This window comes from Stenotrophomonas lactitubi, from assembly GCF_002803515.1.
Classification (GTDB): Bacteria; Pseudomonadota; Gammaproteobacteria; order Xanthomonadales; family Xanthomonadaceae; genus Stenotrophomonas; species Stenotrophomonas lactitubi.
Genome location: NZ_PHQX01000001.1, coordinates 525,564 through 537,800 on the forward strand (window position 1 = coordinate 525,564; position 12,237 = coordinate 537,800).

Consider the following 12,237-nt stretch of genomic DNA (forward strand, 5'->3'; position numbering starts at 1 on the left):
AGAGAGGGAGGGAGGTCGACGGGCGCAAGCCGGTCTGCCGCTTCGATGCTGAAGATCATTTGCCTGACCGCTGCCCTGGGGGCAGCGCTGGGGACGACCGCGCACGCGGCCGACCTGACATTCGACGGCCGCCAGGCGCGTGCCGAAGCCGCTGCCAATGGCAGCTTCGTGCTGCATGCGCGCACACCGGAAGGGCGCGGCGAGGTGCGCATCGCCGCCGCGCCCATGCGCAGCCAGACCGGCAGCGTGATGTTCGACGCGCTGTTCGCATTGGCCCAGCAGGAAATGGACCAGGACCGGGTGGACGCCATCCGCGATCCGGCCTTCGATGAAGGCCGTCCGGTACCCTGCGAGTGCTTCCAGACCGGCGCGCGCTGGCCGTACGTGTGGACGCGCGACGTCAGCTTCGCTGCCGACCTGGCGCTGGCCAAGCTGGACCCGAAGCGCACCCGGCAGTCGCTGCAGTTCAAGTTGTCGGCGGCGCGCGACGGGCATACGCCCGGCCTGTTCGTGGCCCAGGACACCGGCTCCGGCGGCAGCTGGCCGATCAGCAGCGACCGCGTGGTGTGGTTCCTGGCCGCACGCCACCTGCTGGATGACCCTGCGTTTGCCGAGCAGGTCTGGCAGGCGCTGCAGGGCACGCTGGCGCAGGATCGAGCGATGGTGTTCGACGCGCAGATGGGCCTGTATCGCGGCGAGACCTCGTTCCTCGACTGGCGCGAGCAGACCTATCCGGACTGGACACGCGAGGACGTGCGCTTCATCGGCGACTCCTACGCACTGTCCACCAACGTGCTGCATTACCAGGCGCTGCGCCTGGCGCGGCAGATGGCCGCGCAGCTGGGCGACGAACGCAGCGAGCAGTACAAGGCCTGGGCCGACGCACTGGCGGTGCAGATCGACGCGCGTTTCTGGCGCGAAGACATGGGCCAGTACATGAGTTACATCGGCGAAGCGGCGCACCCGGTGCCGTACGCCAAGATCGATCTGCTCGGCCTGTCGCTGGGCATCCTCGCCGATGTGCTGCCTGCTGAGCGTGCGCGCCGTGCGCTGGCGGGTTATCCGATGGGTGCTGCCGGCAGCCCGGTGGTGTGGCCGCAGGAGGCGCAGCAGCCGATCTACCACAACCGCGCGATCTGGCCGTTCGTCAGCGCCTACTCGCTGCGCGCGGCGCGCAAGGTGGACGATGCGCCGCGCATCGCCGCGGAGATCCGCTCGTTGATGCAGGGGGCGGCGTTGGCCGGATCCAACATGGAGAACTACGAGCTGGTGACCCAGGCCGTGCACGTGGACGAAGGTGCCTTGAGCGGCCCGGTGGTCAACTCCGAGCGCCAGCTGTGGTCGGTGGCCGGCTATCTGTCGATGGTGACCGAGGGTGTGTTCGGCGTGCAGGACGACGGTCGCGTGCAGCCCAAGCTGCCGGCCGAGCTGGTGCCGGAGCTGTTCGGAAAGCAGAAGCGGATCAGCCTGGAGTCGGGTGGCAAGCGCTATGTGCTGGAGCGCCCGAAGCAGGTGGGCGCTGGCTTGCTGGTCGCGGGCAAGACGCGCACGCGTGGTGCCACGACGACCGTGCAGCTGGTCGCCGCGCCGGCAGCGGCGAGCCATGATGTGCTGCGCGCCGATGCCAATGCACGTGCGCCGGCCACGCCGCTGGCGCCGCAGGCAAAGCGCAACGGCAAGGGCTGGACCGTCGCGGTCGCCGCCGGCCAGGTGCTGTGGCAGGACGGTGTCGCGGCCACTGCCGCCAAGGGCGTGGTGCGCATCGGCGATGATGGCCTGCAGCACTGCTTGAGCCTGACCCGTCGCGAAGGTGTGCTGGAATCACTGCACAGTCCGATGGTCTGCGTCGGCCCGCAGCAGGTGCTGCGTGGCAGCAGGCAGTGGCAGTTCAACGCCGCCAAGGCGGGCCACGTGCGCCTGCGCCTGCAGTACAGCAACCCGAACGGTCCCATCAACACCGGTGTGACCGCGGCGGTGGAGCAGCTGGCCGTGCAGTGCAAGGGCCAGCCGCCGCAGCGGCACACGGTGGCTCTGCCGCACAGCGTGGCGGCGCAGGATTCGACCGCTGCAACCTTCGTGGTGCCCAAGGGCCGCTGCACGGTGACCCTGGAAGAGGGCTTCAACATGAGCGCGCTGCAGCACTTCGCGCACTACACCGGCGGCAAGGGCGGGCGTGATGGCGTGCTCAACCAGGCCCAGATACAGGCGCTGAAGATGGCGCCGGTGGCGGCAACAGAGGACGCACGATGAGTCGTCCTGCAAAGCCGCAGTTGTCGTTCTGGCAGATCTGGAACATGTGCTTCGGCTTCCTTGGCATCCAGTTCGGTTTCGCCCTGCAGAACGCCAACGCCAGCCGCATCTTCGAAACACTGGGTGCGGACATGGAGGCGGTACCGGGACTGTGGATCGCCGCGCCGCTGACCGGCCTGCTGGTGCAGCCGGTGATCGGCTACCTGTCCGACCGCACCTGGACGCGCTGGGGACGGCGCCGCCCGTTCTTCATGATCGGCGCGGTGCTGACCACGCTGGCCCTGCTGGTGATGCCGAACTCGCCGACGCTGTGGATCGCGGCCGGCACGCTGTGGGTGCTGGACGCCTCGATCAACGTATCGATGGAGCCGTTCCGCGCCTTCGTCGGCGACCAGCTGGCCCCGCGGCAGCGGCCGGCCGGCTATGCGATGCAGAGCTTCTTCATCGGCGTCGGCGCGATCGTTGCCAGCTTCCTGCCCTTCATCCTGGCCCACTTCGGCGTTGCCAACACGGCAGCGGCGGGCGAGGTGCCCGATACCGTGCGCTATGCGTTCTACTTCGGCGCGGTGGTGCTGCTGGCGGCGATCACCTGGACGGTGGTCAGCACACGTGAGTATTCGCCCGACGAGCTGGCCAGCTTCGATGACGCCGAACCACCGGCGCATCACGCCGGCACTGCGGTCACCGGCCCCGCGCCATGGGCGCAGGTTGCGCTGAGGCTGGGGCTCGGCGTGCTGCTGGCGGCGCTGATCGCGTGGCGCCAGGGCGACAAGATGCTGTACGTGCTGGCCGGCCTGTGCGCGGGCTACGGCGCACTGCTGGCGGCGGCGCGGGTACTGCCGGGCACGCACATGCTGGCAGCCATCGTCGGCGACCTGCGCGCGATGCCGATCACCATGCGTCGTCTAGCCTGGGTGCAGTTCTTCTCGTGGTTTGCTCTGTTCGCGATGTGGATCTTCACCACGCGCGCAGTGGCCGGCATGCACTTCGGTTCCACCGACGTCGAATCGGCGGCCTACAACGAAGGCGCCAACTGGGTGGGCGTGCTGTTCGGTGCCTACAACGGCTTCGCCGCACTGGCCGCGCTGCTGATCCCGCCGATGGTGCGGGCGATCGGGCTGCGTTGGAGCCATCTGGTCAACCTGTGGCTGGGCGGGGCAGGGCTGATCTCGATGATGTTCATCGACGATCCGCAATGGCTGCTGCTGTCGATGGTCGGCGTGGGTTTTGCCTGGGCCTCGATCCTGTCGTTGCCCTATGCGCTGCTGTCGGACAGCGTGCCGGCGGCGAAGATGGGTGTGTACATGGGTATCTTCAATTTCTTCATCGTGATCCCGCAGCTGGTCGCGGCCAGTGCGCTCGGTTTCGCCCTGCGCGCATGGCTGGGAGGCCAGCCGATGCATGTACTGGTGCTGGGTGGCTGCAGTCTGTTGATTGCCGGCCTGTGCGTGTTGCGGGTTCCGTCCCGTCCGGAGGTGGTGTGATGCGTGGTGCCCTGTCTGTTGCTGTATCCCTTGTGCTGTTCACTGGCCACGCCGCGGCTGCGCCACGTCCGTCCTATGTCGGCACCACCGAACCGTTCGCCAGCGACGCGGTGTATTTCGTGGTCACCGACCGCTTCGTCAACGGCGATCCGTCCAACGATCACCGCGACCAGGGCGGCAAGCACCGCACGTTCGATATCCCGGTGCCGTGCCCGGACAAGGTGGACGGCAACATCGGCTATCTCGGTGGTGACTTCCGCGGCGTGCTCGACAATGCCGATTACATCCGCAACCTCGGTTTCGGTGCGGTATGGATCACCCCCATCGTCGACAACCCGGATGAAGCGTTCACCGGCAGCAAACCGATCAGCTGCACCAGCACCCTGACAGACCGTGGCAAGACCGGCTACCACGGTTACTGGGGGATCAACTTCTACAAACTCGATGAACACCTGCCGAGCAGGGACCTGGACTTTGCCGGGTTGACCAAGGGCCTGCACGGCGCCGGCCTGAAGGTGGTGCTGGACATTGTCGGCAATCACGGGTCGCCGGCCTGGACCATGCCGAAGCGGCAGCCGCAGTTCGGCCAGATCTTCGACAAGGACGGCACGCTGATCGCCGACCACCAGAACCTGCCGCCGCAGAAGCTGGACCCGAAGCACAATCCGCTGCACGCGTTCTACAACAACATCGGTCCGGTCGACAGCAAAGACGGCTCGATTTTCGACGGCAACCTGGCCGAGCTGAGCGACTTCAACCAGGACAACCCGGCAGTGATGGATTACCTGGTGGGGGCCTACCTGCAGTGGACCGCGCAGGGCGTGGATGCGCTGCGCATCGACACCATCGGCTGGCTGCCGCATCCGTGGTGGCACGAGTTCGTCAACCGCATCCGCGCGCAGCACCCGGGCATGTTCATGTTCGGCGAAGCGTTCGACTACAACGCGGCCAGCATCGCCGAACACACCTGGCCGGCCAACGCCAATGTCAGCGTGCTCGACTTCCCGCTGCGCGGCGCGCTGGAACAGACCTTCGGCACCGCCGGCAAGGGGTTTGAAACCCTGTCCGAGCCACTGCACCTGACCGGTGGCCCGTACGCCAACCCGTACGAGCTGATGAGCTTCTACGACAACCATGACATGCCGCGCCTGCAGGCCAGCGACAACGGCTTCATCGACGCGCACAACTGGCTGTTCACCGCGCGTGGCATTCCGGTGGTCTATTACGGTTCGGAAACCGGCTTCATGCGTGGCCGTGCGGAACATGCCGGCAACCGCGCCTACTTCGGCCAGCCGCGGGTGGATGCCGCCCCGCAGAGCCCGATCTTCGCGCCGCTGCAACGCATCGCCAAGCTGCGTGAAGCCACGCCCGCACTGCAGCGCGGCCTGCAGGTGAACGAACGTCTGCAGGGCGATGAAGCGGTGTTCTTCCGCGTGCTGCAGCACGCCGACGTAGCGCAGACTGCGCTGGTGCTGTTGAACAAGGGCGATGCCGCGAAGACCTTCAACGTGGACCGCTACCTGCAGGCCGGCACCTGGCGGGACGCGCTGGACGGCGGCGAGGTGAAAGTGACGGGGGCGCTGAAGGCTGACGTGCCTGCGCACGGGGTGAAGGTGTTCGTACTGGATGCGGACGTGGAGCAGCCGGCGTTGCAGGCCGAGCTGGACAAGGCCGTGGCCGATCAGCAGGCGCGCGACCAGCGGTTGAAGCGCTGAGAGGTCCGGGCCGGGCGGTTGTAGAGCCGAGCCCACGCTCGGCTGCCGCCATCCACAGTCCGTGGAAGCGCAGCCGAGCGTGGGCTCGGCTCTACAATAGGCCCCTTACCTCCCTGTTGCAGCCGCCATGACCGACCTTGCCCCGCAGACCCCGATCGAAACCCTGCTCAAGGCCGCGATGGACGGAACAGTGCCGATCCGCGCGTTCATGGAGGCCTTCGTCGCCTCCGATGTGGTGCTGCTGACCGGCAGCCTGGTCACCCCCGATGGCAGCGGCTTCGATCCGCTGCTGTTCGACAAGCAGGGCACCCTGCACGTAGCCGTGTTCACCGATCCGGCGCGGGTGGGCATCTACAGCCAGCAGGCCGAGCATCAGGTCCGCTGGCTGATGCTCGACGTGTTGCGTCGCGTGCCGGGCGGTTACGGTGTGGTGATCAATCCGGGTACCACGCTGGGCTTTGAGATCTCGCCCAGCGGCGTCGGCGAGATCCTGAAGGATTTCGCGCAGGGCTGACCGTTCTGTAGCGCCGGGCCGTCGCTCGTCTGCTTCCAATTGAAGGCCGTACGTGATCCTCTTGCACGACATAGGGATCGAGGCTTCGCCATGGAATTCAGGGTGCTACCCGCTGACGCGCCGGAAAGGCTGCAGCTGGCACAGTGGTACAACGCGCAATGGGGCCGGGACGCCGGCGTGTCGCTGGAGCAGGAACTGCAGCGGCTCAACCAGCCGCAGGATGCGGAAGGCTTTCCGCACCTGATCACCGCATTCGATGGCGCCCAGGTGGCAGGCGCGGTGCAGCTCAAGCGCCGGGAGATGCAGGGCTTGCCGCAGTACGAGCATTGGCTGGGCAGCGTGTTCGTGGCCGACAGTCATCGTGGCCGCGGGCTGGCCAGCGGATTGGTCGAACAGGCTGCGGCGCAGGCGGTGCGGATGGGCGTCTCGCATCTGTACCTGCAGACCGAAGCCCTGGATGGCGGCCTCTACGCGCGGATGGGCTGGACGCCCCTGCAGGAAGCCGACAACCACGGCTGTCGCGTACTGGTGATGGTACGGGAGCTGGGCGCATGACCGCCGCTTCGGTACACCATTCCCGCCTGGCGCTGGTCTTCCTGATCGGCGCCATCGTCGCAGCACTCATCGCCATGCCATTGCTGCGCGCGGTCGGTTTCGTGCAGTGGCCGGTGTTCGTCATCGCCTGGCTGATCAACCTGGGGGCGGCCTGGCATCTGGGGCAGTGGGCGCGGCAGCAGGGCCGTTCGGAGTTTGCCTTCATGTTGCTGGCTGCACTCGGCACCGTGGCGTCGATCGTGATCTACGTGCTGCTGGCGGTGCTGGGGCCGAAGGCCGGTTCGCAGAGCCCCGCAGCGTAGCCGAGGGCGTCAACGGGGCAGCACGGCATCCACGCATGGCGTGGATGCGTTCCAGTAGATCCACGCCATGCGTGGATGCTTCCGCAAACGATGCCGGCCCGAAGGCCGGCACCATCACGCGTGTTACATCGTCACCTTGCGCCGGTTGTCCTCGCTCACCCGGTCGATCAGCTTGTTGTACGGATCGAAGCCCGCCTCATCCGGCCTGGCATCCACCGTCACCGTGATCTTCGGCTCGGCCGTGGTGATGTGGTGGCGCTGCAGGTACAGCACCTTCTGGTCATGTTCCTTGCCGGACGGACCATTGGCGAACACACCAATCTCCACCCAGTCATCCATCGTGCCGGCGGTCTCCTTGCCCTTGCCATCGGCGTACTGCTTGCTGGCATGCAGGTCCAGGGTCACGTCGTAGCGTCCGTCGGCACGCTTGCGCGCGCTGGCGGCCAACAACCGGTTGTCGTAGAAGCTCATCTTCTCGAACAGGTCGGTGACCAGCTGCTGGCGGTCGGCGGGCGTTTCGGCGCGAATGTAGGCCAGCAGCTCCCGCGAGGTGGTGTACGGCGGCTGCTGGTAGCCCTTGTCCTGCAGGAAATGCTTCAGGGCACGGTTCAACGCCTCCTCGCCGATTTCCTCACGCAGCCGGTAGAACACCAGCGAGCCCTTCTGGTAGTGGATGTACTGCTGGTTCTCGACACGCTCCAACGGCAGCTCCTCGATGGCCTCACCGCCGCGCCCGGACAGGTAGCCATCCAGCTCGCGCTTGAGGAACTGGCGCATGTGCTGGCGACCGTATTCCTGCTCCATCACCATCAGTGCCGAATACTGCGACAGCGACTCGGACAACACGGTTGCGCCCTGCACGTTGGCGCCGATCACCTGGTGCGCCCACCACTGGTGCGCGACTTCGTGGGCGGTCACGTAGAACACATAGTCCACCTTGTCCGGGTCGCGCAGGTCGGCGATGAAGCCGATCGACTCCGAATAGGGAATGGTGTTGGCGAAGGACTGGGCGAAGCGCTGGTAGCCCGGGAACTCGATGATGCGTACCTGGCGATGCTGGTACGGAGTGAAGTTGGCTTCGTAGTAGGCCAGCGACTTCTGCACCGCGTCGATCATGCGGTCCACGTTGTAGCCATGGGCGGGATCGAAATACACCTCGATCGGGATGTCCTTGTACCTCGCCCGGCGAACCTCCCAGCGTGCCGACAGGTAGGCGTAGAAGTTCAGCATCGGCCGGTCCATCGCATAGCTGAAGCAGCGCCGCCCGTTTACCGTGGTCTCGTGCTGCAGGTAGCCCGGCGCCAGTGCCACCTGGTCCGGTGCCGTGCAGATGGTGCTGCGGAAGTCGAGCCAGTCAGCGTCGTTGGTGACGTAGTTGTTCGCGCGTGCGGCTTCGTCCTCCAGCTTGGGCATGCGCCGTGGCTCGCCGAGGTCACGCTTGCGCCGCTCGTTGCGGTCGCTGATCTCAACGCCTTCGTTGTAGCCGAAGGACGGCAGTACGCGGCTGTTGAAGAAGCTGCCGTTGTCGACGATGTTGCTCGGCGCCTGATCCGCGGTGATGCCATGGGGCTGCTGCACCACACGGAAATGGATGCGGCGCTCTTCGCCCGGCTGCAACGGCGTGGCCAGGCGATAGATGCGGTAGCCAAGGTCGGCGTCGTGCATCGACAGCGTCTGTCCGCCCAGGTCGACGGCTACCAGCTGTTTGTCGTCGGCCGTGGCCACGTGCACCTCCTGGATGGGCGCGGCGTGGGTATTGCGGATCGTCCAGTTGGCGTCGATCACCATCGACTGGGTTTCGGGATGCAGGTCCACCCGGTTGTCCACGGCGATGATGCGCGGCTGCGGCAGGTTGCGGTATTTCGACAGTTCGCGTTCGTAACGGGCCTGCAGGTCCAGCTGCTGGTCCGGTGAAAGGAAGTCGTTGCGGATGTTGGTGCTCCAGTACAGCCAGCTGCCTACCGCGATGAACGCGACGGCGGACAGCGCTGCCATCGCGCCGGTCGGGCCACGCAGGCGTCGCCCGGCCAGGGCAAGCCGCTGGCGCAGGCCCTGGCTGACGCCACGTACCCAGAATGCCGATGCCAGGCACATCAGTGCCAGCAGGAACAGCGCCCAGTAGCCCTGGAAGGCCAACTGTCCGGTCAGGAAATGGCCGTAGCCGTTCATGTCCGAATAGGGGGCAATCGGCCAGCTGCCGAAGTTGTAGATGTTCTGGGTGTAGTCGAGCATGCCCAGCACGCCTTGGCCGATCATCACCACGATCAGCAGCGCGTAGCCGAAGAACTTGTTGTTGGTCAGCACCTGCAGCACCAGCGCCAGACCGCCCATCAGCACGTACACCACCGAATCCAGCGCAAGGCTGCGCAGGTACAGCAGCGGTTCGAGATGGGTATAGCCCTTGGCCAGCTGCACGGCCATGGCTGCCAGCGCGCCGGCCGCCTGGAAGCAGGCGATCACCGCCAGCAGTGCGACGAACTTGGCCAGCAACGGCACCCAGTTGGGTACCGGCATCGCATCGTTCACCTCGTTGATGCGTGCGCCTCGCTCCTTCCACACCAGCTCACCGGCGAAGAACAGCACGATGATGATCAGCAGCCAGCTGAAGGCGCCTTGCAGGGCCATGATCATCTGCGAGGTGACCGGCCAGATGGAGGTGCCGTACAGCGTCTGCCGGAACAGCGCGGACGGCAGGAAATTGGCCAGGCCCAACACCAGCAGCACGATGAAGGGCACGCTGCGCAGCACGCCGCGTGTATCGAAGCGCACCTGGCGCAGGAACTGCCGCCACGCGGTGCCTGTACTGAACACCGGCGTCACCCGCGGCAGCGTGGTCGTTGCCGGTCGCAGCGGCGCGGGATCGGCTGATGCCACCGCCTTGCCGCGCCCCCAGCGCCGGCGGCCGCTGCCGCTGCGCTCGGTACGGAACAGGGCGAAGGTGGCGGCGAACAGCGCGGCGGCTACGGTCAGCCACAGCACCCGGTTGGCCAGCAGGTAGCCGGCCAGTTCCGGAATGCCGCTGTTGCGCTCTTCGGTGGACCAGTAGCGGATGGTGCGCGACAGCGCACGCATGCCCAATGGCTCGGTCAGCACCGCGATCCAGGTGTTGTCGATGTCGCGCAGCAGGGCGGCGCTGACCCCATACAGTACGAAGTAACCGACCACGCCGATGTACACCCACAGGATCGAACGGGTGGTCACCGCCAGCAGCGACAGCAGTGCCGTGGTGAACAGCAGGTTGGGAATGACCACCACAGCGAAGGTCCAGGCATAGCCGGCCCAGTTGGTGGGCCCCAGGCGCTCGGCGTCGACCCAGGGCATGAACTGCGCCACCAGTATGCCAACGGCGATCAGCACGTATACCAGCAGGCCCGACACCAGCGCTGCGGCGATGCGCCCGGCCAGATAGTGGCGGCGTTTGATCGGGCTGGCGAAGATCAGTTCGGCTGTGCCCAGTTCGAAGTCACGCAGCAGCGCGTTGCTGACAAACAGGGTGGACACCAGCATGCCGAGCAGGGTGAAGATGCCCAGCATCGAGGCGACAACGGTGGGGGCATTGCTGTGCACGTTGCCGCTGCCGCCCCCGATCTGCACCGCATCGCTGGACGCGGCGCCGAAGGCGAGCAGGGCGAACAGACCGGCAAACAGCCACAGCAGCGGGGAACGCAGCTGCTCGCGCAGCTCGAACCGGAAGAAGTCGAGGGTCATGGTGTACTCCGCTCAGGCTGCACGGGCACGCGCCTGCAGGCGCAGGCGCTGGAAATACACGTCCTCGAGATCGGGTGCGACCGGCGCGAAGCCATCGCCCGGGTCGCTGGCGCTGTGCACGTGGATCACCGGACGGCCCCCCACCAGGCGCGAGGACAGCACCGTGTAGCGCGCCTCATGGTCGGCCAGTTCGGATGGATCCACCTGCTTGCGCCAGACCTGCTGCTGCAGCGCGTCGATCGCATCGGTGGGGCGGCCGGTCAGCAGCACCTGACCCTTGTTCATGATCGCCATGGTCGGGCACAGGTCGGTCACGTCCTCGACGATGTGGGTGGACAGGATCACCGCCACGTTCTCGCCGATGGCCGCCAGCAGGTTGAGGAAGCGGTTGCGCTCTTCCGGGTCGAGCCCGGCGGTGGGCTCGTCGACGATCACCAGGCGCGGATCGCCCAACAGCGCCTGGGCGATGCCGAAGCGCTGGCGCATGCCCCCGGAGTAGGTGCCCAGCTTGCGCTTGCGTGCATCCCACAGGTTCACCTGCTGCAGCAGGCCATCGACCACCTCGCGACGCTGGCCACGCTGGGTCAGGCCCTTCAGCACGGCGAAGTGCTCCAGCAGGTCCAGCGCGCTGACCTTCGGGTACACCCCGAAGTCCTGTGGCAGGTAGCCCAGGCGGCGGCGCACGGCGTCCTTGTCGCGCAGTACGTCGATCGGTGATTCACCCGGAATGCTCAGGGTGGCACTGCCACTGTCAGCCTCCTGCAGGGTGGCCAGGGTGCGCATCAGCGAGGATTTCCCCGCGCCGTTCGGGCCGAGCAGGCCGAACATGCCGCGGGGAATATCCAGGGTGACCCCGTTCAACGCGTGCACGCCGTTGGCGTACGTCTTGGACAGCGAATCGATCTTCAGCATGCGACGTACACCTTTCCGTGTATTGATCTGCTGTTTATCGCGCTGAACGGGGGCCGCGTCATGCCCCTTTGGTCATGGTGCCTTTGGCCAGCGGTCCAGCTGCCAGCACAGCAGCGCACCGTCCTCGGCATCCACGCGCCGACCGACCGTGCGGAAACCGTTCCGGCGCAGCACTGCCTGCGAGGGCAGGTTGTCCACCGCCGTTTCGGCCTTCAGCACGTGTATGCGCGGCTCCGTCCACGCCCATTGCACGAACTCGGCCAGTGCGGCGCCGGCCAGGCCGCGTCCCTGGTGGGCCGGGGCGATGCCATAGCCGAGGGTGAGAACACCGGCCTGCGGCGTGCAGGTCAGCGACAGCAGGCCCACCGTGCGTGCCGCCACGACGATCCGCCATGCGGCCGGCGCAAACTGCGGCTCGATGGAGGCGGTGAGGTCGGCCAGCAGGGCGATCACTTCGGGTGGGGCGACAGCGTTTTCAGCGGTATGGGTGCAGGACAGCAGAGCGCGCACGTCGTGTGCGGACGCAGGAATGAGCATGGGAACCTCGACAGGGAGTTGCCCGGAAGGGCATTTCCGGTGCGAGGGCAGGGCAGCGTGAGCCTCAGCCCAGGTGCAACTCGCCGTTCGCCGCCGTCACCGGTGCGGTGTGGGAACTGCTGGCGGAGGACAAAGGCCTTCTCTTGGCGGTAGGGAGTGCTGCGCGGACTGCGCCCGCATAGCGTAACTGCGGGTCGCTGGTGCAGTGAAGCGGCGGCCGTGAAATCTTCCTGAATGCGTTGGCATCGGTGCGCTGGATC

General features: G+C 66.5%; 9 protein-coding genes. 6 read left to right on the forward strand and 3 right to left on the reverse strand.

Annotated elements, in window-relative coordinates; genetic code table 11:
- The first annotated feature begins 45 nt into the window (after positions 1 to 45).
- The 6 genes from CR156_RS02475 (at position 46) to CR156_RS02500 (ending at position 6,820) form a co-directional block, all read left to right on the forward strand.
- A complete protein-coding gene (locus CR156_RS02475; protein WP_100551778.1) occupies positions 46 to 2,250 on the forward strand; it encodes a glucosidase family protein in 2,205 nt (734 codons plus the stop codon).
- Entirely contained in the window at positions 2,247 to 3,734 is a 1,488-nt protein-coding gene (locus tag CR156_RS02480) for an MFS transporter (protein WP_100551779.1), read from the forward strand. The genes CR156_RS02475 and CR156_RS02480 overlap by 4 nt, the downstream gene beginning before the upstream one ends.
- On the forward strand, positions 3,734 to 5,449 hold the full coding sequence (locus CR156_RS02485; RefSeq protein ID WP_100551780.1) for an alpha-amylase family glycosyl hydrolase: 1,716 nt from the start codon (positions 3,734 to 3,736) through the stop codon (positions 5,447 to 5,449). Before CR156_RS02480 ends, CR156_RS02485 begins: the two co-directional genes overlap by 1 nt.
- Before the next feature lie 127 nt (positions 5,450 to 5,576).
- Positions 5,577 to 5,963: an SseB family protein gene (locus tag CR156_RS02490; RefSeq protein WP_100551781.1), complete on the forward strand. Its 387-nt coding sequence runs from the start codon at positions 5,577 to 5,579 to the stop codon at positions 5,961 to 5,963.
- Between the two features lie 90 nt (positions 5,964 to 6,053).
- Positions 6,054 to 6,518 carry a GNAT family N-acetyltransferase gene (locus CR156_RS02495; RefSeq protein ID WP_100551782.1) on the forward strand — a complete coding sequence of 155 codons (465 nt, stop codon included), beginning with the start codon at positions 6,054 to 6,056 and terminating at the stop codon, positions 6,516 to 6,518.
- A complete protein-coding gene (locus CR156_RS02500; protein WP_100463718.1) occupies positions 6,515 to 6,820 on the forward strand; it encodes a hypothetical protein in 306 nt (101 codons plus the stop codon). Before CR156_RS02495 ends, CR156_RS02500 begins: the two co-directional genes overlap by 4 nt.
- A 123-nt stretch (positions 6,821 to 6,943) precedes the next feature.
- Here the strand turns inward: CR156_RS02500 and CR156_RS02505 are convergent, their stop codons facing one another.
- The 3 genes from CR156_RS02505 to CR156_RS02515 form a co-directional block, all read right to left on the reverse strand.
- Positions 6,944 to 10,528 (reverse strand): ABC transporter permease/M1 family aminopeptidase, encoded by a 3,585-nt coding sequence (locus tag CR156_RS02505; RefSeq protein WP_100551783.1) that lies wholly within the window; start codon positions 10,526 to 10,528, stop codon positions 6,944 to 6,946.
- A 12-nt stretch (positions 10,529 to 10,540) separates the two neighbouring features.
- On the reverse strand, positions 10,541 to 11,440 hold the full coding sequence (locus tag CR156_RS02510) for an ABC transporter ATP-binding protein (RefSeq protein WP_100551784.1): 900 nt from the start codon (positions 11,438 to 11,440) through the stop codon (positions 10,541 to 10,543).
- A 72-nt stretch (positions 11,441 to 11,512) separates the two neighbouring features.
- Positions 11,513 to 11,977 carry a GNAT family N-acetyltransferase gene (locus CR156_RS02515; protein WP_100551785.1) on the reverse strand — a complete coding sequence of 155 codons (465 nt, stop codon included), beginning with the start codon at positions 11,975 to 11,977 and terminating at the stop codon, positions 11,513 to 11,515.
- Positions 11,978 to 12,237: the final 260 nt, after the last annotated feature.